Annotated in this window: 26 protein-coding genes and 1 tRNA gene; 14 read left to right on the forward strand and 13 right to left on the reverse strand. The window is 54.9% G+C overall.

The window, feature by feature from the left end; genetic code table 11:
• Window positions 1-133 precede the first annotated feature (133 nt).
• Window positions 134-652, reverse strand: a complete 519-nt coding sequence (gene fabA / locus FOT55_RS07915) for a bifunctional 3-hydroxydecanoyl-ACP dehydratase/trans-2-decenoyl-ACP isomerase (protein ID WP_004928144.1) — start codon at window positions 650-652, stop codon at window positions 134-136.
• A 68-nt stretch (window positions 653-720) separates the two neighbouring features.
• Window positions 721-2,469: an AAA family ATPase gene (locus FOT55_RS07920; protein WP_025302309.1), complete on the reverse strand. Its 1,749-nt coding sequence runs from the start codon at window positions 2,467-2,469 to the stop codon at window positions 721-723.
• A gap of 210 nt (window positions 2,470-2,679) precedes the next feature.
• On the opposite strand from FOT55_RS07920, the gene matP reads away from it, so the two are divergent.
• Window positions 2,680-3,138, forward strand: a complete 459-nt coding sequence (gene matP / locus FOT55_RS07925) for a macrodomain Ter protein MatP (protein ID WP_004928138.1) — start codon at window positions 2,680-2,682, stop codon at window positions 3,136-3,138.
• Between the two features lie 105 nt (window positions 3,139-3,243).
• On the opposite strand, the gene ompA is transcribed toward matP, so the two are convergent.
• Window positions 3,244-4,323 (reverse strand): porin OmpA, encoded by a 1,080-nt coding sequence (gene ompA, locus FOT55_RS07930; protein ID WP_015377358.1) that lies wholly within the window; start codon window positions 4,321-4,323, stop codon window positions 3,244-3,246.
• Window positions 4,324-4,679: 356 nt separating this feature from the next.
• Complete coding sequence (gene sulA / locus FOT55_RS07935) at window positions 4,680-5,186, reverse strand: SOS-induced cell division inhibitor SulA (RefSeq protein ID WP_025302310.1); 507 nt, start codon at window positions 5,184-5,186, stop codon at window positions 4,680-4,682.
• Between the two features lie 229 nt (window positions 5,187-5,415).
• On the opposite strand from sulA, the gene FOT55_RS07940 reads away from it, so the two are divergent.
• Window positions 5,416-6,072 (forward strand): TfoX/Sxy family DNA transformation protein, encoded by a 657-nt coding sequence (locus tag FOT55_RS07940; RefSeq protein WP_025302311.1) that lies wholly within the window; start codon window positions 5,416-5,418, stop codon window positions 6,070-6,072.
• 4 nt (window positions 6,073-6,076) lie between these two features.
• Here the strand turns inward: FOT55_RS07940 and yccS are convergent, their stop codons facing one another.
• Together yccS and FOT55_RS07950 are read right to left on the reverse strand one after the other, a co-directional pair.
• A complete protein-coding gene (gene yccS, locus FOT55_RS07945) occupies window positions 6,077-8,212 on the reverse strand; it encodes a YccS family putative transporter (RefSeq protein ID WP_060432830.1) in 2,136 nt (711 codons plus the stop codon).
• A gap of 26 nt (window positions 8,213-8,238) precedes the next feature.
• Window positions 8,239-8,691 (reverse strand): YccF domain-containing protein, encoded by a 453-nt coding sequence (locus FOT55_RS07950; protein WP_049204263.1) that lies wholly within the window; start codon window positions 8,689-8,691, stop codon window positions 8,239-8,241.
• Window positions 8,692-8,857: 166 nt separating this feature from the next.
• On the opposite strand from FOT55_RS07950, the gene helD reads away from it, so the two are divergent.
• The gene (helD, locus tag FOT55_RS07955) at window positions 8,858-10,912 is read left to right on the forward strand and encodes a DNA helicase IV (RefSeq protein ID WP_025302314.1); all 2,055 of its coding nucleotides are present in this window, start codon (window positions 8,858-8,860) and stop codon (window positions 10,910-10,912) included.
• A 33-nt stretch (window positions 10,913-10,945) separates the two neighbouring features.
• Here the strand turns inward: helD and FOT55_RS07960 are convergent, their stop codons facing one another.
• Window positions 10,946-11,404 (reverse strand): methylglyoxal synthase, encoded by a 459-nt coding sequence (locus FOT55_RS07960; RefSeq protein WP_016928284.1) that lies wholly within the window; start codon window positions 11,402-11,404, stop codon window positions 10,946-10,948.
• A gap of 123 nt (window positions 11,405-11,527) precedes the next feature.
• Window positions 11,528-12,193, reverse strand: coding sequence for a DUF2057 family protein (locus FOT55_RS07965; protein ID WP_060432832.1), 666 nt, complete (start codon window positions 12,191-12,193; stop codon window positions 11,528-11,530).
• A gap of 256 nt (window positions 12,194-12,449) precedes the next feature.
• Here FOT55_RS07965 and FOT55_RS07970 point away from each other — a divergent pair, with 256 nt between their 5' ends.
• The gene (locus FOT55_RS07970; protein ID WP_060432833.1) at window positions 12,450-12,863 is read left to right on the forward strand and encodes a CoA-binding protein; all 414 of its coding nucleotides are present in this window, start codon (window positions 12,450-12,452) and stop codon (window positions 12,861-12,863) included.
• A 60-nt stretch (window positions 12,864-12,923) separates the two neighbouring features.
• Here FOT55_RS07970 and hspQ read toward each other — a convergent pair whose 3' ends face one another.
• Window positions 12,924-13,241: a heat shock protein HspQ gene (gene hspQ / locus FOT55_RS07975; protein ID WP_004928104.1), complete on the reverse strand. Its 318-nt coding sequence runs from the start codon at window positions 13,239-13,241 to the stop codon at window positions 12,924-12,926.
• A 60-nt stretch (window positions 13,242-13,301) separates the two neighbouring features.
• The gene (gene rlmI, locus FOT55_RS07980; protein ID WP_060432834.1) at window positions 13,302-14,492 is read right to left on the reverse strand and encodes a 23S rRNA (cytosine(1962)-C(5))-methyltransferase RlmI; all 1,191 of its coding nucleotides are present in this window, start codon (window positions 14,490-14,492) and stop codon (window positions 13,302-13,304) included.
• A 93-nt stretch (window positions 14,493-14,585) separates the two neighbouring features.
• Between rlmI and yccX the strand changes: the two genes are divergently transcribed.
• Complete coding sequence (gene yccX, locus FOT55_RS07985) at window positions 14,586-14,864, forward strand: acylphosphatase (protein WP_025302318.1); 279 nt, start codon at window positions 14,586-14,588, stop codon at window positions 14,862-14,864.
• 34 nt (window positions 14,865-14,898) lie between these two features.
• Here yccX and tusE read toward each other — a convergent pair whose 3' ends face one another.
• Both tusE and yccA read right to left on the reverse strand, forming a co-directional pair.
• Entirely contained in the window at window positions 14,899-15,228 is a 330-nt protein-coding gene (tusE, locus tag FOT55_RS07990) for a sulfurtransferase TusE (protein WP_004928095.1), read from the reverse strand.
• Window positions 15,229-15,339: 111 nt separating this feature from the next.
• A complete protein-coding gene (yccA, locus tag FOT55_RS07995; protein ID WP_004928091.1) occupies window positions 15,340-15,999 on the reverse strand; it encodes an FtsH protease modulator YccA in 660 nt (219 codons plus the stop codon).
• A gap of 228 nt (window positions 16,000-16,227) precedes the next feature.
• Here yccA and FOT55_RS08000 point away from each other — a divergent pair.
• From FOT55_RS08000 to FOT55_RS08035, 8 genes are all read left to right on the forward strand, one after another.
• Window positions 16,228-16,315, forward strand: a tRNA-Ser gene (locus tag FOT55_RS08000).
• A 216-nt stretch (window positions 16,316-16,531) separates the two neighbouring features.
• Entirely contained in the window at window positions 16,532-16,744 is a 213-nt protein-coding gene (locus FOT55_RS08005) for a hypothetical protein (RefSeq protein WP_025302319.1), read from the forward strand.
• An 817-nt stretch (window positions 16,745-17,561) separates the two neighbouring features.
• Entirely contained in the window at window positions 17,562-18,158 is a 597-nt protein-coding gene (locus FOT55_RS08010) for a fimbrial protein (RefSeq protein ID WP_406882978.1), read from the forward strand.
• 54 nt (window positions 18,159-18,212) lie between these two features.
• Entirely contained in the window at window positions 18,213-18,908 is a 696-nt protein-coding gene (locus tag FOT55_RS08015; protein WP_025302321.1) for a fimbrial biogenesis chaperone, read from the forward strand.
• Between the two features lie 14 nt (window positions 18,909-18,922).
• Window positions 18,923-21,418 (forward strand): fimbria/pilus outer membrane usher protein, encoded by a 2,496-nt coding sequence (locus FOT55_RS08020; protein WP_147823340.1) that lies wholly within the window; start codon window positions 18,923-18,925, stop codon window positions 21,416-21,418.
• 14 nt (window positions 21,419-21,432) lie between these two features.
• A complete protein-coding gene (locus tag FOT55_RS08025) occupies window positions 21,433-22,497 on the forward strand; it encodes a fimbrial protein (RefSeq protein ID WP_025302323.1) in 1,065 nt (354 codons plus the stop codon).
• A 136-nt stretch (window positions 22,498-22,633) separates the two neighbouring features.
• Entirely contained in the window at window positions 22,634-23,158 is a 525-nt protein-coding gene (locus tag FOT55_RS08030; protein WP_049204270.1) for a hypothetical protein, read from the forward strand.
• A gap of 91 nt (window positions 23,159-23,249) precedes the next feature.
• Window positions 23,250-23,765: a response regulator transcription factor gene (locus tag FOT55_RS08035; protein ID WP_197538605.1), complete on the forward strand. Its 516-nt coding sequence runs from the start codon at window positions 23,250-23,252 to the stop codon at window positions 23,763-23,765.
• 47 nt (window positions 23,766-23,812) lie between these two features.
• Here FOT55_RS08035 and soxR read toward each other — a convergent pair whose 3' ends face one another.
• Window positions 23,813-24,286 (reverse strand): redox-sensitive transcriptional activator SoxR, encoded by a 474-nt coding sequence (gene soxR, locus FOT55_RS08040; RefSeq protein ID WP_025302326.1) that lies wholly within the window; start codon window positions 24,284-24,286, stop codon window positions 23,813-23,815.
• Window positions 24,287-24,431: 145 nt separating this feature from the next.
• Here soxR and FOT55_RS08045 point away from each other — a divergent pair, with 145 nt between their 5' ends.
• The gene (locus FOT55_RS08045; RefSeq protein WP_147823341.1) at window positions 24,432-25,517 is read left to right on the forward strand and encodes an efflux RND transporter periplasmic adaptor subunit; all 1,086 of its coding nucleotides are present in this window, start codon (window positions 24,432-24,434) and stop codon (window positions 25,515-25,517) included.
• Window positions 25,518-25,527: the final 10 nt, after the last annotated feature.

The following is a 25,527-nucleotide window of genomic DNA, read 5'->3' on the forward strand; positions in this document are numbered from 1 at the left end:
CGGCGGCTAAAAGAAGATGCGGATGGTCTTTGAAAGTCGGGAAGTAAGAGAAAGAAATGCCATCACGTTTCGACGTGATGGCATGCGAAGAGCGTTAGAAGAGAAGGCAGTGGCCGCCTTCCCGCCAGCGTGATTAGAACGCGGTGGTATCTTTGAACAGGCCCACTTTCAGATCGGTGGCGGTATAGATCACTTCACCGTCAACCAGCACTTCGCCATCGGCGACGCCCATGATCAGTTTGCGGGTAATGACGCGTTTGAAGTTAATACGATAGGTTACCTTCTTCGCGGTTGGCAGCACCTGGCCGGTGAACTTGACTTCACCGACGCCCAGCGCGCGGCCTTTGCCTTCGCCACCCAGCCAACCGAGGTAGAAACCGACCAGCTGCCACATCGCATCCAGGCCCAGGCAGCCAGGCATGACCGGATCGCCGATAAAGTGGCAACCGAAGAACCATAGGTCCGGATTAATATCCAGTTCCGCTTCCACATAACCTTTGTTGTGAGTCCCGCCGTCTTCGGTCATTTTGACCACGCGGTCCATCATCAACATGTTACCCGCCGGCAACGGTGGGCCACCGGCGCCGAACAGCTCGCCACGGCCGGATGCTTCGAGGTCTTCTTTCGTATAGGAATCGCGTTTATCTACCATGTTCTCAGTAAGCCTTATTTTAATGAAGGACGCAGGTTAGCTAACACGTGTACGCTGAACAAGTCCGATCAGCCGTGGTTGAACCAGTTGAGCCAGCGTAGCGGCCACGGACGGCGGCGTTCCTGCAGGCTCACCTGCGCAATCCGTTCCTGAATGGCCGCCAACAAATTCGGCTGTTGTTCGTCAGAGTAGAGGCAACCTGTGAGCAAAGGCAAGGCTTCCGCCGCGCTCTCTACCGCCCACAGATGGAATTGCCCTTCGCGTACCGCGTCGACGATATCCTGGCGCAAGCACAGGTGGCGCACGTTGGTTGCGGGCAAGACGACACCCTGTTTGCCCGTCAGGCCGCGGCGTAAACAAACCTCGAAGAAACCTTCGATCTTTTCGTTAACGCCACCTATCGGCTGTACGTTGCCAAATTGGTCGACGGAGCCGGTGACGGCGATCTGCTGGGTGATCGGTTGCTGTGACAGGGCGCTGATCAATGCGCACAGCTCAGCCAGCGAGGCGCTGTCACCGTCCACTTCACCATACGATTGCTCAAAGACGATGGAAGCGGAGAAGGGCAGTTGCTGATCAAGATCCAGTTCGGCGATCAGGAACGCCTGCATGATCATCATGCCTTTAGCATGCAGGTTGCCGCCCAGTTCGGCTTTGCGCTCGACGTCGGTGAACTCGCCGTCGCCGAGATGCACAACGCAACTGATGCGCGACGGTTCACCAAAGCTGCGTGGATGGCCCGGATAATCCAGGACTGACAGACCGTTGATCTGCCCCACCACTTCGCCCTCGGTCTCAATCAGGATCTGACCCAGCTCGATCTCATCCTGCATACGCTCGGCCAGATAGCTTTCACGCCATTCGCGGGCATTTAACGCCGCTTCAAGCGCTTTGGCCGTAATGCGGTCCTCTTCGGCATACAGTGCGGCTTCGGACAGTTGCTGGCCAAGCCAAACCGGCGAAAGTGGCAGGATGCCCTGGTCGCCACTGTAACGCACTGCCTGGACGAGCAGCGGCGGCCAGGCGTCGGTCGCCAGCATCGGCAACTGCTGGTCGGCAATCACGCCGTTGACGTAGCCGCACCACTGCGTCATATCATCAATTTCAGTCAGCTGCAGGTCGTCTTCGAATTCACCGTAGATCGCTTGTTCACTCAGCTCAGGCTCGATATCGTGAAAATCGGCCAGGCCGTGACGATCGCCGACCACAATCAGCCGAAGATCCAGCGGCATCGGTGGAATGGCTACCGGCAGCGGGCGGGTTTCGTCTGGCGAAACCCAATGGAACTCACGCTGGCCGATCATCTGCTTCAGCCGCAGCCACAGTAACGGCTGAGCAAGCAGCGCACGTGCCGACAGAATCAGAATGCCGCCGTTGGCCTGGTGCACCAGACCCGGCTGTAGGGTAATGTCGCCATTGTGGATCCGTACGCAGCCAAACAGCTGTTCCGGTTCAATCCACTCCTGGAACAGGCAAGCACCGCCGGCGGCGAAAGGTTCATCGCCACGGCTGGCCGGTTCTACGCTGACCTTGCCATCGTGAATGACATAGTGGCTGCCGCAGCATGCCGTGTTTTTCGGCAGCAGGGGTTTGACGGCGTTAGCAACCAGTTCCAGATACTCTCGCGTTTCTTGCGCTTTCAACAGCATGAAACGCGGTGGCGATTGAGGGTGGCAAAATAGCGTCAGGGCATTTTCCAGCCGAGGCTGAATGGCGGAAAAGGGCACGGGTGCCAACTGAGCGGCGGTATCAAATATCGCCTGATAAGGCGTTACGTCCGGCAATAAAGATTGCCATTCAAGTCGGTTATTGGTCAAAGTGTTAGATGCAATCGTTAAAAAGGGAAAGGGCGATTATACAAGAATAACGGCAGCTTGATACATGTGGAGTGCCAGTTGGCATCAGGGAGTTTGACATCACGCGGTGACTGTGCAAAAAACAGTCTAAAAGACGGCTTAATTGCCGGGGAAATTCGGCGCAAAGCTGTTATGCTTATTTGAAGTTACGCGGTCACTGAAGAGCTCAAGATGAAATATCAGCAACTGGAAAATCTAGAGAGCGGTTGGAAATGGAAGTACCTGGTGAAGAAGCACCGGGAAGGGGAGCTTATTACCCGCTACATTGAAAACAGCGCTGCTCAGGAAGCGGTTAACGAGCTGCTGAAGCTGGAAAATGAGCCGGTAAAGGTACTTGCATGGATTGCCGCTCATATGAATCCGGAACTGGATAACCGGATGAAGCAAACAATCCGCGCCCGCCGCAAACGTCATTTTAACGCAGAACATCAGCATACGCGTAAAAAATCTATCGATCTGGAGTTTTTGGTTTGGCAACGATTAGCTGCCCTGGCGCGCCGCCGTGGCGTTACGCTTTCGGAAACCGTCGTGCAACTTATCGAAGACGCTGAACGCAAAGAAAAGTATGCAAACCAGATGTCATCGTTGAAAGAAGACTTGAAGGCGATTCTTGGCAAAGATCCCAAGTAAGTGCGTGAGAGCGCCTTTGTGGCGTTTGGCCTTGAAGGGTTGTGGCAACAACAATAGGACGAAAAAAAACCCCGCTAGGCGGGGTTTTTTATTAGGCGAGTAAACTTAGCCCTGAGGCTGAGTTACAACGTCTTTGATACCTTTAACTTCGATCTCTACGCGACGATCTGGTGCCAGGCAAGCGATCTGAGCTTTGGTAGCGCGGCCAGATTTGTAGCCACAGGTGTTGCCAGTAACTGCATCTGCTTCACCCATACCACGTGCAGAGATTTTGTCTGACGGGATGCCTTTGGAGACCAGGTAGTCAACAACGCTTTGTGCGCGCTGTTCGGACAGTTTCTGGTTGTACTGGTCAGAACCAACGGCGTCGGTGTAACCCAGAACAACTACAGAACCGTCTTTAGGATCCATGGAGCTCAGCTGGGTGTACAGCTGATCCAGAGCCTGCTGGCCTTCTGCTTTCAGAGTAGACTTGTTGAAGTTGAACAGCACGTCAGACTTCAGAGTGAAACGCTTGGTTTCAACAACTGGAGCCGGAGCTGGAGCTGGTGCTGGAGCAACTACGTCATCCTGACCGAAGCGGTAAGAAACGCCCAGGCTCAGCATGGTGTTGTCTGGACGTGCGCCAACGGTACCTGCGTCACCGATGTTGCTTACGAACTGGTAATCCAGGCGAGTAGCCCAGTTTTTGGTCAGTGCGTATTCAACACCAACAGCAGCCAGCGGAGAAACGCCGGTGTCGTGGTCGCTCAGGCGCTGGCCAGTACGGCCGTAGTTAGCTTTGGAGTCTGCACGCCATACCATACCACCCAGACGAGTGTAGATGTCCAGATCGTCAGCAATTGGGTAGCTCAGTTTAGCGGCCAGTTGAACGCCCTGCGCTTTGAAAGCACCGTTGTTCACGCTGCCTTTGTAAGGCATGCGGCCGAGCCAGTCATAGCCCAGCTCGAAGCCCAGGTATTGGTTTGCCTGGTAGCCCAGGAACGCGCCGGCACCCAGCTGATCTTTGTGGGTTGGGCCGTTGCCGATACCGTTCTGGTAACCGTTACCGTAGAAACCAGTGTCGTGGTACTGGGACCAGCCCAGTTTAGCACCGGTGTACCAGGTGTTATCTTTTGGAGCGGCTTGCGCTACGGTAGCGAAACCTGCCAGTGCCACTGCTAATGCGATAGCTGTCTTTTTCATTTTGCGCCTCGTTATCATCCAAATAGGCAATGAGCTTTAAAGCTGTTTAAGCCCTTGGTTAAATTCCTTCGCCAAGGTTTAAGCCCTCGTTTGTTACTCGCCAGTTTTTCTGACGTTATAGAGCAACCTTGGCGATGTAAAGTCTACAACGTGGCGCGAAAGTTACAAGTGTGATGTGATAAGGCTCTAAAAAAAAACGCGGAATCGTACATATTTGCTAACATTCTTTGCCTAAAAAAACGGCGATTCATCGAGCATTATTGCTTGCCAAACCGCAGCCGGACTAGCTTTGTGCCTTCCCACGCAAAGGTTCCGCTTAGGGGGTGCGAAAATGATGGGAAAAATCCTAAATTTACTTAATGATACAAAGAAGAGTGAATTTTTAGGGTGGAACAGTGTCCGTGAGTCGGGTTAATGTCACGTTGAGGCCGCATGATAAACCCATAGGCATTACCCAATTCTGCCGCACGTCTTAATTTTAGACGATCCTCCTCCGTTAGCTCAGGCAACCAGCCGAGAACCACGCTGTAATTTCCCGTTTGCAGCGCTTTTTCCATTGCCTCGACCGTATTCACCGGGCTGATCTGGCTCAATTGCATCATCTTATCTACAGGCAGGCCGGATTGCTGCAGCCATTGTTTGCTTAATTTTTGCTGCGGCGTCAGCCACAGAAGCCAGCGAGACTGTTTGCCCAGTTGTTGCAGCAGGGGCAACAGCAATTGGGCCACTGCGGGCTGGCGCTCGTTGTAAACAAGTTCACTGATCAAGCCATTTTCTTTGCCGACATCTGTGTTCTTCGCAACATTGCGCGCTGTATAAGAGCCATGGCCGAAATGAGGTTGGTAGAGTGATTGAGTACGCATAAAGTTCCCGCCCGTCGTGTTACTGTATGTTTATACAGTACCCCTGATTTAGGATAAGATCAACCCAAATTTTCGTAGCGGCTCGCATAATTGCGATCATTTTTTGTACCGATGATTTTTGTGATTGGCAGGCGGGCGGATAGTGCGTATTTTTCTAATTAGTTGTTCACGTTACTTTTTTCATTGATGAGAGAAATAATACGGCCAGAACCTAAAAAGGAGGAACGCTATGAAAAGGATGTCGACGAGAAGAATCGCGCAGGCTAAAAATTGCTTTGCGGCGCTGGGAGCCATCACAACACGGTCACAGTTTGGTGGCTACGGCCTGCTGGCCGAGGGGGTAATGTTTGCGGTGATAGCGGACGGCGAGCTGTACTTGCGGGCTACGGCGAGCATGGAACCGGCCTTTCGTGCCAGAGGGATGGTCAATATGGTCTACTCCAAGCGTGGAGCGCCCATCACTTTGCGTTATTACTGGGTTGACGAGTCGCTGTGGCGGGAACGCAACGAGCTGGTGGGGCTGGCCTGGCAGGCTGTCAGGGAGGCGCGCCGGGAGCAGCGGCTTAAGGCTGGCGATCACGGCCGACTGAAGGCATTGCCGAATATTGACGTTAATATGGAACGTCTGCTGTGGCGAGCGGGCATTCGCAACGCTTATGACCTGCGGCTGCATGGCGCCAAACGCAGCTATCTCCGTTTATTGAAACAGCAGACTAATTTGGGGCTACGAGTGCTGCTGTCGCTGGGCGGGGCGATAGCCGGTTATCATCAGGCGGCGTTGCCGGCCGAATTACGCAGCGAGCTAGTGCGTTGGTTCGATCATACGATGGCGATGCGCCGCCATGGGCATGAGCCGGTTATTCAGGGCCCATCGAACGGGCCCTGAATAGTTAGGCTGCCTTATTGATTTGGGCATGCAGCGCGGTGAGCTCTGGCAGCAGCTCGAGCACCAATCCCACCTGCTGCAAGACCAATTGTTCTTTGCTTTCAGGTTCCGGAACGGCTTTGCTGATGCGCTCCGCCAGCTGTTCCAACGCCTGCGCAATGCGCTGGCTGTTCCGTTCTTCCTGATGCAAGGCGCCGTCCACGTAACACACGGCGTCATTGAGCAGATCGAGCGTGGCCGGGGTATTCAGCCGCTCGCGGTGCGCCCCCAATGCGGAGATATAGCTCAGGAGCGTGTGGTTCAGACAGAGCAAGCGGAAGGCGGCTTCCTGCAGCGCTTTGTCGGCTTTGGGATCGGCGGACATGTTGGAGATGACCGAAGCCAGTTCGGCATCGCTGTTGTGGGCATCACGTCGCGCGATGCGGTAAGCGAGGCCGTTATCCTTACCCTGGTGGTATTGCACCAGAATGGCGTCCAGATAACGGCAGTTGGCATTCAGCGTTTTATCCACCACCGCCGGCAGTTGGCGGAACTTCCAGTCCGGCCAGATAAAGCTGACTGCCGCCCAGGCGATGGCACAGCCCAGCAAGGTATCGTAAACGCGCGGGGCTGCCACTTCGAATCCTTCGCCCAACAGGTTAAAACACAACAGCACCAGCAGCGTGATGAACATCGTCGCGTGGGCATATTGTACGGTGCGGAAAGCGAAGAACAGAACGCCGGTGATGACGATCAACACCTGTTGCCCTTCCAATGACGGCACGAAATAGAGGATTGGCAGGCCGATCAGGATACCGGCCAGGGTACCGATGATGCGTAGCGCCAGGCGTCGGCGGGTAGCGTTGTAGTTCGGTTGACAGACGAACAGGCTGGTCAACAGGATCCAGTAACCGTGCTGCATACCCGTGAACTGGATGAAGGCATAACCCACGCACAGTACCACCGACATGCGGATCGCGTGGCGGAACAGGGCCGACTGCGGCGTCAAATGGCGGCTGATGCGCAGCTGAATATCGCTCCAGCCGGTTAAGCGGTCGTCGGCCAGGCTGTTCTCTTCCGCTTGCCCGCTGGCCAGCGTCTGCTCTGATTCGATATTGGCCAGCTGCGCATCGATCGCATGCAGGTTTTTCAACAGATGCGCCAGCGCCTTGGTCTGCTCGTTATTGCCCTGGGTTTCGGCGATGCGCGCCAACGCCTCCTGAATGCGGCTGAAAGCCGGTTCAAAGCGCGGGTTGTGCTGGTACTTTTGCCGCAGCAGGATCGATTGTGCCAATTGGCGGCAGGCGCGTGCCTGCATGCTCAGCAGACGCTGGAAGCGGAACAAAATGTCGCTGTGACGAAATTGCCGGCTGAGCGCGTGGTACTGAACGTGGGAAGAGCTGGCACGCTCGTGGATATCCTGCGCGACAAAATAGTAGTGCAAGGTGCGGCGGGTCCCGCGCTGGCCACGATCGCCTTTCAGGCGCGTCAGCAGCGAGGCTTTGGTTTGGTTAAGCAACGCGACCAAGGCGCTGTTGGCCATTGCGACTTCCATCCATGGCAGGTCGGCGTCGCGTTCGGCGTCGGGATCGAACAGATTGGCTTTGGCATCCAGATAGTTGGCCAGTTGATCGTAACAGCGCGCCAGGTTCTCTTGCAGCGGCCGGATCGGGAACAGCAGGTGGCCTGCCAACGTCAGCAGGTTGTACCACAGCGCGCCGATCACCAGCAGCAGCGGTTGCTGATACCAGGCATCGTACATCGAGGTGCCGAGCATGGTGTAAACCGCGATCAGCAGCGCGCCGAAGGCGATGGTGGCATAACGCTGCCCCAAGGCACCGAGCAGGATAAAACCGTAGGTCGACGTGGTTAAGCCAAGGGCGAACAACCAGGGATAAGGGAACAGCAGCTCGATCGAGGCGGAGGCAACAAAGAAGCACACCAGCGTGATAAGCAGGTTGCGTAACCTGCCGGCCAGGCGGTCATCCAAATCGGTCAGTGCCGCCGCCACCACGCCCAGCGTTAGCGGGATGGTCAGCTTGGGAATGCCGAGCCACCAGGGAACGGCGGTGGTGCCGATCAGCGCAATGAGGATGCGCAAGTGATACAGCAGGTTGCTGTTGTAAGTATAACGACGAACTGCGGGTGCAAAAGAGAGCACGAAAAACTCCTCAAACGGAGAAAAAATTAACGCTGTTGATAGTGGCGGCGAGCATTCTCAATACGGGCTTGCTGAGCCATTTCTACCGAGACGACGCGGCGTCCCACCGGCCACAGCGCGATGGCGGCTATTTTGAAATTGGCGATACCGACCGGAATGCCGATGATTGAAACGCATTGCACGATACCGGCGGCGATGTGTGACAGGCACAGCCACCAGCCAAACAGCACCAGCCAAATAATGTTGAGCAGCGAGCCGCCGGCGGAGAGCAGCGCATTGCTTTTTTCCGGATACAGTTCATCGACGTGCATCGCTTCGTTGCCGAACGGCACCAGCGACAGCTTGGTGATTTCCCAACAGGAGCGGGTAAGCGGCAGTGTGATGACAAGCAGCACGCTGAACACCGTAGCAATAAGCCAGCCTAGCGTGGTGAAGAAACCGCCCAACACAAAATTAAGAATATTCAGTACAGTACGCATAGACGTCATTCTGCTCTAATGATAGCCAAACCGCGATGCGGGCGTATTCACGATAAAAACGCAAAATCTATTCTACCCTTTTTTTAGCGCTAGAGTGCCACTGCTTATCGCAGGTAAACTGGCAGATATCCGTTATTTAATCTCAACATAGTCATGGCGCGACGATATGGAACTTAAAGCGACATCGCTGGGGAAACACCTGGCTCAGCACCCTTATAACCGCGTGCGGTTGCTGCACGCCGGCGTTGAGGTGAGCGGGGAAAAACATGAATACCTGATCCCCTTCAATCAACTGATTCAGGTCAGGTGCAAGCGCGGCATCGTCTGGGGCGAGCTGGAATTTGAATTGCCGGACGAAAAAGTGGTGCGGCTGCACGGCACCGAATGGCAGGAAACGCAACGTTTTTATCACTATCTGCAGCAGGCGTGGCAGCAGTGGAGCGCCGAAATGAGTGAGGTCAGTGCCGGCGTGTTGCAACAGCAGGTGGCACAGATTCAGCGCATAGAGCAGCAAGATAAATGGTTCAAAAAGTCTGAGCTGGGCAAGCTGCAACAGCAAATCCGTGAAGCTTTCTCCGCGTTGCCGATGCCGGTGACGCGTCTGGAGGAATTCGATAACTGCCGGGCCGATTACCAACTGTGTCTGCAATGGCTGCAGCAGGGGCTACACAGCGTCGAACAACGCAACCGGCAGTGGACCGATCGCATGCTGGAGCAACATCACGACTTCTTCCAGACCGTCGAAAGCTCACCGCTCAATGACTCCCAGAGCCGCGCGGTGGTCAACGGCGAGGATTCCGTTCTGGTATTGGCGGGGGCCGGCAGCGGCAAAACGTCGGTGCTGGTGGCGCGCGCCGGCTGGCTGCTGCGCCGTCAGGAGGCGGAGCCGGGCCAAATCTTGCTGTTGGCTTTCGGCCGCCAGGCCGCCGGTGAGATGAACGACCGCATCAAAGAACGTTTGGGCGATGTCGGCATTCAGGCCAAGACCTTCCATGCCTTGGCGCTGCAAATCATTCAACAAGGCAGCCGCAAAGCGCCGGCCATCAGCCGGTTGGAAACCGATGCCAAAGCGCGCAAAGAGCTGCTGATTACCCATTGGCGCCAACAGTGCGCGGAGAAGAAAGCGCAGGCCAAGGGGTGGCGTCAATGGTTGACCGAAGAGCTGGAATGGGAAGTGCCGGAAGGCGACTTCTGGCAGGATAAGCGCCTGGCGGATCGCCTGGCAAGCCGGTTGGAACGCTGGTTGGGGCTGATGCGCATGCACGGCGGCAGCCAAGCGGAAATGATTGAGCAGGCGGATGAAGAAATACGCGATCTGTTTTCAAAACGCATACGGCTGATGGCTCCGCTGCTGAAAGCCTGGAAAAGCGCCTTGAAAGAGGAAGGGGCGGTGGACTTCTCCGGCCTTATCCATCAGGCGGTCAACATTCTCGACAAGGGGCGCTTCGTCAGCCCGTGGAAACATATTCTGGTCGACGAGTTTCAGGATATCTCACCGCAGCGTGCGCTGTTGCTGGCGGCATTGCGCCGACAGAACAAGCAGACCTGCCTGTTTGCGGTGGGGGATGACTGGCAGGCGATTTATCGCTTCAGCGGCGCAGAATTGACGTTAACCACGGCCTTTGCCACGAACTTCGGCGAAGGCGCGCAGTGCGCGCTGGATACCACCTATCGCTTCAATGAACGTATCGGCGAGGTGGCCAACCGGTTCGTGCAGCAAAACCCGCACCAGCTGAAAAAACCGCTCAACAGCTTGAGCAAGGGCAATAAAAAGTCGGTGGCGATCCTGCCGCACGAGCAGCTGGAGCCCTTGCTGGATAAACTGAGCGGCTACGCCAAGCCGGATGAGCGCATCCTGGTGCTGGCGCGTTACCATCATCTGAAACCGGAAGCGCTGGCGAAGGCGGGCACCCGCTGGCCCAAGCTGGATCTGGAGTTTATGACCATCCACGCCAGCAAAGGGCAGCAGGCGGAATACGTCATCATTGCCGGTTTACATGAGGGGCGTGACGGCTTCCCCGCCGTGGCGCGCGAGTCGGTGTTGGAAGAGGTGCTACTGCCGCAGCCGGAGGATTTCCCGGATGCCGAAGAGCGCCGTCTATTGTATGTCGCGTTGACGCGCGCCAAACATCAGGTATGGCTGTTGCAGGATCGTGAACGCCCTTCGGTGTTCGTCGAACACCTGCAGGATCTTGGCGTACCGGTGCAGAAAAAACCGTAGGCATCAGGCCTGGCGCCAGCCAGGCCGTGAGGATTATTTCAGGCGGTCTTGCAGGTAGCGCTGATAGTCGGGGATGGCGATCTCCACCTCGTTTTTGAACAGCGGAGAGTCGATCAGAAAATCGGCGGTCGAGCGGTTGGTGGCCACCGGAATATTCCATACTGTCGCCAGCCGCAGTAGCGCCTTCACGTCCGGATCGTGCGGCACCGCGTTCAGCGGGTCCCAGAAGAAGATCAGCATGTCTATCTTGCCTTCCGCAATCAGTGCGCCAACCTGCTGATCGCCGCCCATCGGGCCACTCAGCATGCTGGTGACGGGAATGCCGCTGGCGCGCTGGATCAGATTACCGGTGGTGCCGGTGGCGTACAGCTGGTGCTGCGCCAGAATAGTCTTGTGGCTTTCTACCCACTCCAATAGGGCCTGTTTGCGGTGATCGTGCGCCACCAGTGCAATGTGTTTGCGTGCGGCGATAGTGCGGGTAGTCAATTCCATCTCGGTGTCCTTCGCTCATCGGGGGATGTGCGACAGATTACTGAAACTGTTTTTCACTGCCTAGCGTTTGCGCCTGAAAATGCGAAGAAAAGGCGCCTTTACGGGGAAAGACGCCGGAAGGGATCAGCGAATCGGTTGTTTATTGGCCCAGCGCAGAAAACGTTTCTGTGTTTCCTTGTCGGCCTGTTGGAACCAGTATTGCAACATCTGTTCCGACACGTTTTCACCTTTCAACGTTACCGTCGGGGCGTTCAGCGGCGCGCCGGCCAACGCGAGGGCTGAGGGATTGCCTGCGTTCGCCTGAACAAAGGTCGGAACGGAGGCCGGGCGGTTCTGGCGGTTGTAATCGGTCATCACCTTTTCCAAATCGGTATTGAAGGTGACGCTGTCGGGATGCAGCGCATCATGTCGGAAAGGCAGGGCGTTGCCGTCTTTATCGACCACCAGATAATTCAACGTTCTGTCAAAGCGTTGCGCATCACGATCGTTCTCGATGCGCGGCAGTTCGATCGCCACTTGGCTAATCTTTTGCGTATTGAAGGTGGCAACCAGCGGCAGGGACGTATAGGCCTGTGTATGCTGGCCGGAACGTACGGTTTTGGTCACTTTAAACAGCAGCTGGTGCTGCCCGCCGTCCAGTTCAAGGCTGTCGGCGCCTTTTAACAACGAACCTGTCATTTTCTTGCCGTCGACCACCAGCAGGTCGATGTCCGGGGAGAGTTTCAGGGTCGTAGCCGCGGCAGGCATACTGATGCTGAGCAACGCCGCAACCACCAGACCAAATTTCATCATTATCTCCTTATAAAGTGACGTAGCTCTAAGTGTTGAACACGGCATAGGTTGTGTCAAAATTTTTCAATCGGGTATTTTGTTTACACTTTTACATATTTTATCGCGTTTAGACACGACCGTGCGCAGCTGAACCGCGACAGCCTCTGACCATAAGATTACGGTGAAGTTTCCTTCGCATTAGCGTTTAACCGAGCGAATGCCGATCGGTTACACTCGAAATGGAAAGTGACGCAGTGATAAACGGGAGTTGAAGATGCAAGATCAAGAGATTGCCCTGCTGTTGCAGCAGGTGAAAACCATCGCGCTGGTGGGCGCCAGCGATAACCCGTCGCGGCCCAGCTATGGGGTGATGGCGTATCTGTTGGCGCAAGGGTATCAAGTGATCCCGGTCAGCCCAAAACTGGCGGGGCAGACGCTGCTGGGGCAGCCGGTTTATGCCACGCTGGCCGCTATCCCACAGCCGGTGGATATGGTTGATGTGTTTCGCAATTCGGAGGCGGCTTACGGCGTGGCGCAAGAGGCGATAGCGATCGGCGCCAAGGCGCTGTGGCTACAGATCGGCGTGATTAACGATCAGGCGGCGGAGCTGGCGCAACAGGCCGGGCTGCAGGTGGTGATGGATCGCTGCCCGAAAATCGAAATCCCGCGTTTAGGGCTGGAGCGCTAAATAAAAAAAGGGCCTGGCGCGATGCCGGGCCCTCTCGGGGTTTCTCAGGTCTTGGCGCGGTCAATTGCGCAAACGTGGCGCCTGTAACTGGTGACGGATGGATTCCGCCAGTTCATCCAGCGATGGTTGCTCGGGGTGCGCTTCCTGGGGCTCGCCATCCAGCTGCGCTTCCGCCAGATAGGTATGCACCGGTTGGCCTTCCTCGTCCTCCATCACCACGTGGTACCAAGGGGCGGAACGCAGTTCGTCGTTCGCCGCTATCTCGTCAGCTTTGGGTTGTTCTAAAGAGTATTCCGGGTCGATATCGATCACGACGCCCAAATACCCCAGCAGTTTATGCCTAACCTGTTGTCCGATACCGAATTTGCTGGCAATCATGATGACCTCCTGAGAAACAATGCCTTGCTCATATATGGGGGCAAGGCAGCGCATTTCAAGTTACATCACCCGACAAGCGAAGCCTTTCAGATACAGCCCCTCAGGATACGTGGCGATCACCGGGTGATCGGCAGCCTGGCGGAACTGTTCTATAAATTGTACATCACGTCCGGCATCTACAGCGGCATCGGCCAAAATTTTCTGGAACAGGTCGGTCGGCATCAGGCCGGAGCAGGAGAAGCTGAGCAGAATGCCGCCTGGATTCAGCAACTGCAGCGCCAGCATGTTGATGTCCTTGTAACCGCGGCAGGCGCTGGCCAGCTGATTCTTGTTCTCGACGAATTTAGGCGGATCCATGATGATCAGATCGAATTTTTCGCCTTGAGCGCGGTAGTTGCGCAGCAGTTGGAACACGTCATCACGAACGAACTCCGCCTTGTTCAGATCGAGCTTGTTGAGCTCGACGTTTTGTTTGGCGATGTCCAGCGCTGCCTGTGAGGTATCCACGCTGATCACTTGCTCGCAGCCGCCCATCAGAGCGGAAACGGCGAAGGCGCCGGTGTAGGAGAAGCAGTTCAGCACCCGGCGGCCGGCGGAGTAGTTACGTGCCGCCAGGCGGCTGTCGCGCTGATCGAGGTAGAAGCCGGTTTTGTGCCCTTGCTGAATGTCCACCAGCAGTTTCATGCCGTGCTCGGTAATAGGCAGCAGCTCCGGCGGCAGATCGCCCAGCACCGGGCCCTGCGCCAGCGGCAGGCCTTCTTTTTTGCGCACCGCAACATCGGAGCGATCGTAAATCGAGCATTCCGGGTAGCAATGCTGCAGGGCGGAAAGCAGGGCTGGGCGCTGGTATTCGGCACCGGCGGACAGCAGCTGCAGTACCAGGAAATTCTGGAAGCGATCGATAGTGATGCCCGGCAGGCCGTCGGATTCGCCGGCGATCAGACGGTATCCGTCCAGACCGTCGCGCTGTGCGACCCAATCACGCCAGCTTTGCGCTTGCTGCAGGCGGCGAATGAAGAAATCGATGTTAATCTCTTCATCCTGCTGGAAGGTCCAGACGCGTGCGCGGATCTGCGACTCGGGCGAATAGGCGCCGCGAGCCAGCCATTTGCCCTGGCTGTCGAGAATATCGATGGTTTCACCGGAGAGAGCTTTGCCCTCGACGCGTTGAACGGCGCCGGAGAACACCCAAGGGTGGCGACGGAGTAAGGACTTTTCACGTCCTTTGGCGAGAAACAGGCGTACGGTCATAATTAATAATGCTGCCAGCTAGGATAGAAAGAGTGACACGGCGGTGCAAAGGCACGGCAATGCCATAACGAAAACTTAATTAAGGGGGCGATTATGACACAAGTTTGCATTGCTGCGTATGTGTATGGCGTGGTGCAGGGGGTGGGGTTTCGCTATTCCACTCAGCGGCAGGCCGAGGCGTTGGGGGTGGCCGGCTATGCGCGCAACCTTGATGACGGCAGTGTCCAGGTGGTGGCCTGCGGCACACAGGCGCAGGTGGATAGGCTGGTGGAGTGGTTGAAACAGGGCGGCCCGCGCAGCGCGCGCGTCGAACGCGTGCTGGTGGAGCCACACGGCGTGGCTGACTACGATGGGTTCGGCATTCGCTATTAAACGCTCGCCTGCAGCGGCGCTGCGGGCGGAGCGGTCAGATGCATTTTACCGGTTTGGGCAACCCGGCGATCTTGGTGGCTTGTTTGGCCGGTCCTTTCGGGAACAGGCGATACAGATAGCGGCTGTTGCCTTTTTCTTCGCCGTATTTCTGTGCCATCGCTTTGACCAGCATGCGAATAGCCGGTGAGGTATTAAATTCCTGATAGAAGTCGCGCACGAAGCGCACCACTTCCCAGTGTGCTTCGGTGAGCACGATCTCTTCCTGCGCGGCCAGCAGCGGCGCCAGGCCTTCATGCCAGTCGGCGCTGTTTTTCAGATAGCCCTGCGCGTCAGTGTCAATAACCTGACCTTCAAACTCCAACATACTGCCTCGATAACGGATAATTCGGAACGGCCGCCAGTTTAGCAAATTTTTTCGGCCGCAAAAAACAAAGCCCCGCCGGAGCGGGGCCTGGAAGGCAAGCGTAACGTGCGATCAGTTGCTGCGGGCGAAGCCCAGAATGCTCAACAGGCTGATGAACATGTTGTAGAGCGACACGTACAGACTAACGGTGGCGCGAATGTAGTTGGTTTCGCCGCCGTGAATGATGTTACTGGTTTCCCACAGGATCGCGCCGGCGGAGAACAGGATGAACAGCGCGCTGATAGCCAGGTGCAGGGCAGGGATCTGCAGGAACAGGTTGGCGATCACCGCCACCAGCAGCACCACAAAACCTGCCATCATCATGCCGGACAGGAACGACATGTCTTTACGGGTGGTCAGCACATACGCCGAGCAGCAGAAGAACACGGCTGCGGTGCCGCCCAGCGCCAGCATGATCAGGTCGCCCGCACCGGCGTTCAGGAACGAGCTGAGGATTGGGCCGAGGGCATATCCCATGAAACCGGTCAGCGCGAACGCCGCCAAGATGCCCGCTGGGCTGTTGGCCAGTTTATGGGTCAGGAACATCAGGCCGTAGAAGCCAACCAGCATCAGCAGCAAGCCCGGCGCCGGCAGCCCCAGCATCGTGCTGGCGGTGGCGGTCAGGGCTGAGAAGGCCAGGGTCAGGGATAACAGGAAATAGGTGTTGCGCAGGACTTTATGCGTGCTGAGCAGCGAGTCGCGCGAAGAAGATGAGACGACAATGCGGTCCATAATGCTCTCTCTTATCAAGCCATAACAAAATAATCCCGATAATAGGCAGCGCAAGCGGTTGATTAAAGTTTGTTTACCAATCTTTACCCTTAGTTATCATTACGGCAACAGCGGGGATGCGGACGCGTGTTTGTTCGCCGTTTGCCGCGCCTTCGCTGATTTTTCGCGCGGTTGAACGCGCCCGGGCTTTACAAGCGAATAAGGTCTGTTTATAGTGCGCGTCGTTGCGGAGGGGTGGCCGAGTGGCTGAAGGCAACGGTCTTGAAAACCGTCGACGGGAAACCGTTCCAGAGTTCGAATCTCTGCTCCTCCGCCATACATTCTGACCCCGTGCTCTCTGAGCACGGGGTTTTTTGCTTTTGCGTGCGGAGAAAACGGCAAGCCTTTCCAGGAAACGCGATCGGCTATTGATAAGGGCCACGCATCGGTGAGATTATGCGTTTATCAAGGTCGGCTGCTCGTGTCAGGCGTGACCGGCGCGATAATCAACGCCGCCTTATCTATTTTCGCTTAATGCTCTATGGAGACAGAGATGAACTGGTATCAAGTCGCCTTATGGACCATGATCTTTCTGAAGTCCGGCGCTTTCCTGGTATTCGTGTGGTGGTGGATGTTCAAACGTGCGACCAAACCTTATGTGCGTCCGCAAGACGTCGTGGTGGATGAGACGCCGTATGACGATAGCCTTACGATGGAAGAAGTGATGAAGAATCACGGCATTGTACGGACTGAAAAGCCGCTCTGATCGTCAAATGTGTGTTTTGCTATAAACCCGAGCCTGTGGCGCTCGGGTTTTTTATTCCTGCCGTTACTTGAGATGCAGCCCTTTTCCCCTATCTTGCTTTACCCTTACGGCGATTTATTTAAATGAATTACCTTTCGGTATATTTTAAAATCTACTTTAAAAGTGGGATTTATATTTATATGGGAGGGTATATTTTTCTCTGAAAGAATTCAGCCTTATCGACTGAACGAAGAAAAGTGTGGGCGCTGTTTTTTGTGTATCTGGATATTGATATGCAAAGAGTGTCGAATTTTCGGGCTGCTCCTATAGCGGTGGGTCGGAAAATTTTTAAGGTAGAGGAAAACTAAACTTTACGTGGGAGGAGAAGGGGGGAAGGAATCTAAGATTTTTCTTTATGTGTTTTTTTCTTTTTATTTCAATGGTTTTTTGTTTTTATGCCACAAGCGCTTTATGAGGAAACGGCGACATTTATTTAACCTGCGCAGCAAGTATCCTGTCGTACTCACTCTTTTAAGGCGCGTATCTTTCCGCTCATTGCGCGATTCGTTTTTTTATGGTCATGAAAATTATTTGATTCGATGTTGCATTTTTTTTGTCTTTGGAATTAATATGTTCTGCATCTGGCGGTGAATGAGATTTTTCCCATTGCCGGATATCTTTTAGAATACACTTGGATATATATAAATATATACCGCCACATATAAACTTTTAGATGGCAGGATGCTGTCAATACTCTGCTATTGCCTAAGCTTCGTTAGCCTCTAAACGGTTTAATGGTGTAGGTCATTTTATATATGCTCTCTCAGCGAAGAAAGTAATGGGGTTTATTATGATTAAGCAAGGCATCTCTTTGGCGGTATTGGCTGCCGCGTTAACATCTGTGGGCGCAATGGCGGCAGATAATTCCGCCGGTGGCGTTATTTCGTTTAGCGGTGCCGTTACGGATACCACTTGTACCATCAATGGCGGGAAAAGCGCCGATTTTACCGTTGCGCTCAGCCCGATTTCCGTGACGGATGCGGGCACCGTTGTCGGCCCCATCACCAAAAACAAGAAATCTTTCTCGCTGACGTTCTCCGGCTGCACGCCGGCGGCGGGAACGGCCGGTACGCCGCTGAAGATCTACTTCTCTTCGGCGAATAATATCTCTACCGACGGAAAATATCTGCTGAACAGCTCCGTGAATGAAAGCGACGCCGCCGTAGCGAAAAACGTCGGTTTTTCTCTGGCCGAGCCGGGTTCATCCACGCCGATTCCGTTGAACGTGCCTTATGTCACCAAGATCAAAGGCGATAAAACGGCGCCAGATGCCGAAACGCTGACGCTGGATGCCTATTACTACAAGACCAATGCGTTGGAAGCAAAAGTGGGGGAATTGAGTTCCAACGTGACGTACACCATTTCTTACCTGTAATTGCAATTAAGCCAGGCCTGTGCCCAAGGCAAAGGCCTGGCATCTGGGGTGACTATGAAACAGTGCTTAATCTTTGCTGGATTGTTTCTCAGCAGCTTTTGCGCCGATGCCAATATTGTAATTAATGGAACGCGCGTTATTTATCCGGAAAAAAACAAGGATGTTATCGTTCAGTTAGTCAACAATGGTGACGATCCGGCACTGGTGCAGGCATGGATTGATGATGGTGATATCAACTCGACGCCTGAAACGGCAAACGTGCCGTTCTTGTTATCCCCGCCGGTTGTAAAAGTTGCCGGAAATAATGGCCAGCAATTACGCATACAAAAAATGGGCGCGGCGCTCCCCGGCGGTCGTGAGTCGGTATTTTATTTGAATGTGCTGGATATCCCGCCTACGCCGGAAAATTTGCAAGGGGTCAATACGCTGCAATTAGCCATCAAATCGCGCATCAAGCTATTTTATCGCCCGGCAGGGTTAACCGGCAGCGCAAATAACATCACCGACTTCATTGAACTCCAGGCGGCAGGGAAGGGATTTAAGGTTATCAACAAAGGTCCTTACTTTTTTACGTTGGCCAATGTTGATCAGAAAGGCAAAAAGAATCTGTTGATTGACTCAGTGATGGTCGGGCCATATTCCAGCCTCTTTGTTCCGACCAAAGTTGGTGTGAGCCGGAACATTCCCTACACCCTGCTCTATATCGACGACCTGGGGGCTTATAAATCTAAAGCCATTACAGCCCGCTAACGTGAAGAACGGCCATGAAGCTTAAACTAAAATTGCTTTCGATACTGACCGCATCTGTATTCATTCCGTTAAATAAAGCCTCGGCGATGAAATTCGACACTTCTCTATTGGCCGGCGCGTCCAGCGAATCCGACCTGTCGCGTTTTTACCTCAATAATGACATGCCGGCAGGCACGCAAACGGTCGACGTGTATGTCAACCAGAGTTGGAAAGGGCGGTTCTCGTTGCAGTTCGGCGAACATAAAGGCGATATTCGCATCGCCCATCGTGACGCCGCCCTGTTGGGCATCGATATGAGTAGTTTGTCCATCGGGGGGGACAAGGAACCGATCCCCGTCCAAACGTTGGTGCAAGGAGGAAGGGCCGACTTCGACGTGGGGACGTTGAGCCTTAAGCTGACGGTGCCTCAGTCGCGAGTGATTCGCGCAGAGGCCGGCTATGTTGACGCCAAATTTTGGGATCGCGGCGTGCCTGCGCTGCTGCTGGCCTATAACGCCACCTATTACCACGTGCAGTCGTTGCAGGGGGACAAGGCGTCAAACGACGATTTCTATACCGGTTTGGAATCGGGGATCAATCTGGCGGGTTGGCAATTCAGAGACAGCAGCAATTTCCGCAGCAGTTCGCGACAGGGTAGCGATTGGCAAAATAATACTCGCTATGTGCAGCGTGGCTTCGCCGCCATCAAATCGAACCTGACGATGGGCGATTTCTATTCGCCGGGGGACTTGTTCGACTCGATTCGGGTGCGGGGCGGCGCTTTAGCCTCGGATATCAACATGCGGCCCAATTCGCAGCAGGGTTTTTCGCCGATAGTACGGGGCGTGGCGCAGAGCAATGCCCTGGTGAAAGTATTGCAAAACGGCAACCTCATCTATCAGGAGAACGTGCCGCCGGGCTCCTTTACGCTGGATAACATATTGCCGACTGGCTCTGCGGGGGATCTGTTGGTCGTGGTCAAGGAAGCCGACGGGCGGGAACAATCCTTTACCGTACCGTTTTCCGCCGTTCCCAACATGTTGAAGCAGGGTGTCAGCAAATACGGCCTGGTGGCCGGTAAGGTCAATCAGGCGGATACCGACTATGCGCCTGCTTTCGCGCAGGGCACGCTGCAGTATGGCTTCAATAACCTGGTCACCGGTTACGTCGGTACGATCCTCAGCGAGGACTATCGCGCCTGGCTGCTGGGCAGTGGCTGGAATCTGCCGTTCGGCGCGGTATCCGTCGATGTGACTCAGGCCTCGACGCATTTGCAGGATCGCAATGAAAATGGGCAAAGTTTTCGGATCGCCTACAGCAAGTTTTTGGACGCTACCGCAACAAACTTCACGCTGGCGGCATACCGTTATTCGACCAAAGGTTATTACAGCTTTAACGATGCCATCTACACCCATCAAGGTTACCGCGAGCGTGACAAGCGTTTTCACGATTATTGGAACGATCGGGATGACAATGAGCTTGCCCCGTTGGATTTGAATACCTGGGACGCCGTTCGCGCCGCTCGTCCACGCAATACCTTCAATTTGAACCTGAACCAGAGGCTCGCAGACGGGTGGGGCACGCTCTATTTCTCCGGCACCCAACGCGATTATTGGTCGGATACGAATAAAAGCCGGGAATACCAGCTCGGGTATTCAAACGCCTTCTCGCGCGTCAGTTACAACATTTCCGCGAGTCGCGTGAGAAATTCCGATCGCAAAGAAGAGACGCGGTTTTATCTCTCTCTGAGCGTGCCGCTGTCGATGTTCGACAACAATGCCTATCTCAGCACCAGCTTATCCGCCACCGATTCGCACTATCAGCAAAGCTCGCTGAGCCTGAGCGGCAATGCGCTGGAATCAAACCGTCTGAGTTATGCGCTTGCCGGCAGCAATCAAAGCGGCGGCAACAGCATGGCGAGCGTGAATGCCGCCTATCGCGCCAACGCGACGACTGTCGGCGGCTCCTACAGTGAATCATCAGACTATCGACAGTTGGGCATGAGCGCCCGCGGCAGCCTGGTGGCGATCCCTTGGCATTTGCTGGCGTCCAACGAAATGGGCAACACCATGATGGTGGTGGACGCGCCCAAGGCCAAAGGGCTGATGGTGAACGGCGACGAGAGCATCGTCACTAACGACGAAGGGCTGGCTTTGGTGCCTTACGCCACGCCTTACCGGCAAAACTCCGTGACATTGTCGGATACCGGCAACAGCTCCGGCGCCGAGATCGTCGGCAATATCGCCAACAGTGTGCCCTATGCCGGCGCCGTCAACTATTTGAGATTTGAAACCGATCGGCGTCGGCCTTATACGCTGCGCGCCTTTAAGCGCGGCAATAAACCCCTGCCATTTGGTGCGGAGGTGGCGGATCAAAGTGGGAATGCCATTGGCTTCGTCGGGCAGGCCAGCGTCCTGTATCTACGGGTTGAACAGCAGCCAACGTCGCTGGAAGTCAGGCTGAATGACGGTGTCTGCAAGATTGAACGCCCGAAAATATCGATGGGCAGCGCAGCCAACACATGTCGATAAAGGATAATTACACCATGCTCAGGATACTCGCACTGACGCTGTCCCTATTGTTCAGCGGTTACAGTTACGCTTCATGCTACGGCAATGGCATCCAATATGCGCCGCCGATCTACGTCGATTTGTCGGATAAGCTCAGCGATAAGACACCGGTCTGGGAAGGCAGTTTTTATACGCAATACAGCGGTTCATTTAGCTGTTCAACCTCGAGCAGCGAATTCGGCTATACGCGTATCCTGTCAACCGACAGCACGAAGGCGACCATTCTGGGATTCAACAGCGGTAAATATTGGATACGCGCGGAAATAACCAACGACATCGCCAACAAAAAGCTTAGCGGTTGGGGATCGCACTCCGCTTCGGAATTGAATCAGCCGATGAATATCCGTTTCAGTCTGGTCAGCAAGACGGGCACATCGATACCCGGCGACACGGTTAGCCTTAAGGACGTGATGTTCGTGACCGATCTGAGCGGGATGTCTTTGCTGGAGATCATTTTGTGGCCCGCCAAGCAGTTGGTGAAGATCTTGACCTGGCTGCTCAACGGCTTCAATTGGCCTTACGATCAGCGCGACATGTACGGACAGCCGATGACCATCAAGTATGCGCCCAAGATGACGACCTGCACTTTCGACAATGCTGGCCTGGCAGTGAAGTTGCCGACGTTGGGGATATCGCAGATTACTCAGGGGGCGCAAAATGGCCTGACGCCCTTTACACTGAATTTCAGCTGTCAGAATCGGCAAAGCGGCGGCACGGCCGATCGGGATATCAATATGTTTTTATCCAGCAATAATCTGTTGGCTTCGGATAATACGGTTTTGATAGATAAAAGCCCTGAGGCGGCAAAAGGCATTGGCATCCGGCTGGTCAAGACGGCTTCGCCGAATAATCCCGTCACGCTTTCGCTTTCCAGCGTGGCACCAGGTGCGGCGACTTCATTATTTCATGTGGGAACCGGCAATGCCTTGGATGCGCAATTTTCCATCGGTATGGCGGCCTATTATTATCCTTACAGCCCCACCACAATGAGCAGTGGGGGAATTAATACATCGGCCATGCTTAACATTATATATAAATGATTCTTTTGTTATTTTTAATAATAAAAAACAGGTTGCCACATATAAGAAAAATCTTAACATGGTAATTGGTGGCGAATATTATTTACTTGAATAATATTGGTGTTTAATCCGGATCTCTATGTTGAGGATGAATTGTATGACGGAACAAATCCAGATCGGTGTCAAAGTTGAAAAATCGCTAAAAGATGAGGTTGACGTCATTCTTCGCGGTTTGGATATTAAGCCGACGACGGCGATAAATGGGCTTTATCAATATATTTCACAGCATGGAGAGCTCCCTTTTGTCATATCAACCAGCGTGAAAACACCGAAGGATATCGCCGGCGGGTTGTTCAAGAGCCTGTTTTCCTTACAAAGCACGCTCAGCGTTTTCTTGGATAAAGTGCAAATGAAGCGGTGTGTCAGCAGGGAGGAAGTATTGATTGTGCTCGATATACTGCGCGATTTTATCGTTGCTTTTCGCCAAAGCGCGCAATATCTCGGCGCTTCACCTTTCGGGCGGCGTGTAGTTTGGAAGGATGCCGTATGCGCCGTCGAGAGTATTCATGAAATTCTAGATAATAACGTAAAATACAGTGAAGATGGCATTATGAATTTGGATGAAAAATATCTTTCATCGCTGTCTGCATTGCTGATCTCATTATGTTCTTCACTTAAGTAAGTCGAACCAATAAAGTTAATTGGCATGACTGCCATGGGGGCGTTGTTAAAAACGCGCCCATGACAAATAGCAATGGGGTGATCCTGTGCGAGTGGCTATATTTTCTGATGATTACTATTTATTCTATGGCATATCGCAGATCTTGAAGTCGTTGGAGGGCGTTGAAGTTATTGGTCTGCATTCATCTGCACGCCGTGGATTACATGCCATGTCTTGTCATGCAGAAGTGGTCATCGTCTCTTTCTCGTCTATCTGTCGGGTTATGAATTTCTTATCGCATATTATCGACAGGCCTGACAATACGATCGTCTTAACCGGCGTGGAAACGCCGCGCCTGGCGAATTTTAACTGTCTGAAAAAAAACATCGGTCTTACGACGTTCGTTGAGGCGATAAAAATGTTCACCGCGAGCTGTAAAGGGCAGAGTCTGTCGCCGCGCGAGCTTTCGGTGTTGGCCATGCTGCTGGCGGGAAAGCCGAATACCGGCGTCGCTAAGGCGTTGGGCATTTCCGAGAAAACCGTCAGCCAGCATAAAATGAACGCCATGCGTAAGCTGGAGATTCAACGTTTTCATCAGTTCATTTTGGCAGCGGATGAGCGAGTGTAATCGCTATTCCACAGGCGGGTGCGTTGGCCCGCAGGGAGAGCATCTGCTCACCCATGATCGGCCGGGCGTTCGAAAATATGCGCACCGGCACCCTGTTGGCCCCAAATATCGTTTGGGTTGCGCAGCGGGCAGTCGGCGAGGGACAGGCAGCCGCAGCCGATACAGCTGTCGAGATGATCGCGCAGCACCGTCAGCCGCTGTATGCGTTCATCCAGCGTTTTGCGCCAGGAGGAGGACAAAATTCCCCATTGTTCGGCGGTTAGCTTGCTGCCGGTGGGAAAACGCCCCAGCGTTGCGCGGATCTCCTCCAGCGGAATGCCCGCGCTTTGCGCGATCTTGATCACCGCGATGTAGCGCAACACCACCGGCGTGTAGCGGCGCTGGTTACCGGCGTTGCGCATCGCCTGAATTAGCCCCTTGCTTTCGTAAAAGTGCAGCGCGGATACCGCCACGCCGCTGCGTTTCGCCACTTCCCCAACGGTCAATAGCCGATTGGCGTCAATCGGTTCATTTCTTGCCATTTTGTCTTCCTCAACTTGACCTCAAGTTAACCTGAGGTTTTATAGTGCAGCCAGCCGGGCTTGGCAACCGGTATCTCTCGTCACCTCCCTGCGCTGCGTCGGGGGAAGGATGGCTTTGGCTGTAAAATCAGGAAGAAACCGTTACATGATGAAACGATACCTCATTATTGCCGCGCTGCTGGCGGCACTCGCCGTCGCCGCCGTTGCGATGCGTTCCACCGCGCGACAAAGCGAAGGCGCACCGGTCTATCCACCGGTGAAAGTGGCACTGGCGCCCGCACTGCGTGAACAGGCGGCGCGCAGCTATGCCGGCGTGGGCGAGCTGGAGGCGGCCAGCCAGGTGGAAGTGGCGGCAGAGACCAGCGGCCGCATCACACGCATTCTGTTCGAATCCGGCCAAACGGTGCGGCAGGGGCAACTGCTGGTGCAGCTTAACGATGCGGTTGAACAGGCTGAGCTGGTGCGCCTGCAGGCGCAATTGCGCAATGCCGATCTCCTGCTGGCGCGCATGCGCAAGCTGATGAACCTCAACGCTACCGCGCGGCAACAGCTGGACGATGCGCTGGCCGAGCGGGATATGGCGTTCGGTACGGTGCAGGAAACGCAGGCCAAAATTGCGCAAAAGGCGGTCCGAGCGCCGTTCTCCGGCACCATCGGCATTCGCCGCGTGCATGAAGGGCAATACCTCAACGCCTCCGAGGCGGTGGCGAACCTGGTGGACGCCGATACGCTGCGCGTCAATTTCTCGCTGGACGAACAAAGCAGCGCCGGGCTGGCGTTGGGGCAGGCGGTGTCGGTGCAGGTTGGGGCGTATCCCGATCGCGCTTTCCCCGCCGCCATTACCGCTATCGACCCGATGATCGGCAAATCCCGCACCGTGCAGGTACAGGCGACGTTGAGCAACAGTGAGGGATTGCTGAAGGCGGGCATGTACGCGGGCATTCGCGTCACGCAGCGGCAACGCGTGGCGGTGCTGACGGTGCCGGAAACGGCGCTGACCTATACGGCGTACGGCGATACCGTGTTTCTGGCGCAGCAGGGTGAAAAGGGCATGACGGTCAAGCGCGCCTCGGTCACCGTGGGGGAGCGCAACGACGGGCGCGTCGAGATAGTCAGCGGCCTGCAGGAAGGCGATCGGGTGGTGACTTCGGGCCAGCTCAAGCTGAGCGACGGCATGGCGGCCGAGCCGGTGGCGCAGGATACCCTGAACGCCGCCCCGGCCGGTTCCTGAGGAGAGACCG

Origin of the sequence: Serratia bockelmannii (assembly GCF_008011855.1) — a bacterium.
GTDB lineage: Bacteria > Pseudomonadota > Gammaproteobacteria > Enterobacterales > Enterobacteriaceae > Serratia > Serratia bockelmannii.

What these genes read in the sequence shown, in the direction of transcription:
- yccA (WP_004928091.1), bottom strand. Translation starts at nt 15,999, where the DNA reads ATGGACCGCATTGTCGTCTCATCTTCTTCGCGCGACTCGCTGCTCAGC.
- rlmI (WP_060432834.1), bottom strand. Translation starts at nt 14,492, where the DNA reads ATGACCGTACGCCTGTTTCTCGCCAAAGGACGTGAAAAGTCCTTACTC.
- FOT55_RS07970 (WP_060432833.1), top strand. Translation starts at nt 12,450, where the DNA reads ATGCAAGATCAAGAGATTGCCCTGCTGTTGCAGCAGGTGAAAACCATC.
- matP (WP_004928138.1), top strand. Translation starts at nt 2,680, where the DNA reads ATGAAATATCAGCAACTGGAAAATCTAGAGAGCGGTTGGAAATGGAAG.
- FOT55_RS07960 (WP_016928284.1), bottom strand. Translation starts at nt 11,404, where the DNA reads ATGGAATTGACTACCCGCACTATCGCCGCACGCAAACACATTGCACTG.
- FOT55_RS07940 (WP_025302311.1), top strand. Translation starts at nt 5,416, where the DNA reads ATGAAAAGGATGTCGACGAGAAGAATCGCGCAGGCTAAAAATTGCTTT.
- FOT55_RS07965 (WP_060432832.1), bottom strand. Translation starts at nt 12,193, where the DNA reads ATGAAATTTGGTCTGGTGGTTGCGGCGTTGCTCAGCATCAGTATGCCT.
- soxR (WP_025302326.1), bottom strand. Translation starts at nt 24,286, where the DNA reads ATGGCAAGAAATGAACCGATTGACGCCAATCGGCTATTGACCGTTGGG.
- FOT55_RS08010 (WP_406882978.1), top strand. Translation starts at nt 17,562, where the DNA reads ATGGGGTTTATTATGATTAAGCAAGGCATCTCTTTGGCGGTATTGGCT.
- FOT55_RS07950 (WP_049204263.1), bottom strand. Translation starts at nt 8,691, where the DNA reads ATGCGTACTGTACTGAATATTCTTAATTTTGTGTTGGGCGGTTTCTTC.
- FOT55_RS08030 (WP_049204270.1), top strand. Translation starts at nt 22,634, where the DNA reads ATGACGGAACAAATCCAGATCGGTGTCAAAGTTGAAAAATCGCTAAAA.
- hspQ (WP_004928104.1), bottom strand. Translation starts at nt 13,241, where the DNA reads ATGATTGCCAGCAAATTCGGTATCGGACAACAGGTTAGGCATAAACTG.
- ompA (WP_015377358.1), bottom strand. Translation starts at nt 4,323, where the DNA reads ATGAAAAAGACAGCTATCGCATTAGCAGTGGCACTGGCAGGTTTCGCT.
- sulA (WP_025302310.1), bottom strand. Translation starts at nt 5,186, where the DNA reads ATGCGTACTCAATCACTCTACCAACCTCATTTCGGCCATGGCTCTTAT.
- FOT55_RS08025 (WP_025302323.1), top strand. Translation starts at nt 21,433, where the DNA reads ATGCTCAGGATACTCGCACTGACGCTGTCCCTATTGTTCAGCGGTTAC.
- FOT55_RS08020 (WP_147823340.1), top strand. Translation starts at nt 18,923, where the DNA reads ATGAAGCTTAAACTAAAATTGCTTTCGATACTGACCGCATCTGTATTC.
- FOT55_RS08045 (WP_147823341.1), top strand. Translation starts at nt 24,432, where the DNA reads ATGATGAAACGATACCTCATTATTGCCGCGCTGCTGGCGGCACTCGCC.
- FOT55_RS08015 (WP_025302321.1), top strand. Translation starts at nt 18,213, where the DNA reads ATGAAACAGTGCTTAATCTTTGCTGGATTGTTTCTCAGCAGCTTTTGC.
- yccX (WP_025302318.1), top strand. Translation starts at nt 14,586, where the DNA reads ATGACACAAGTTTGCATTGCTGCGTATGTGTATGGCGTGGTGCAGGGG.
- FOT55_RS08005 (WP_025302319.1), top strand. Translation starts at nt 16,532, where the DNA reads ATGAACTGGTATCAAGTCGCCTTATGGACCATGATCTTTCTGAAGTCC.
- fabA (WP_004928144.1), bottom strand. Translation starts at nt 652, where the DNA reads ATGGTAGATAAACGCGATTCCTATACGAAAGAAGACCTCGAAGCATCC.
- helD (WP_025302314.1), top strand. Translation starts at nt 8,858, where the DNA reads ATGGAACTTAAAGCGACATCGCTGGGGAAACACCTGGCTCAGCACCCT.
- tusE (WP_004928095.1), bottom strand. Translation starts at nt 15,228, where the DNA reads ATGTTGGAGTTTGAAGGTCAGGTTATTGACACTGACGCGCAGGGCTAT.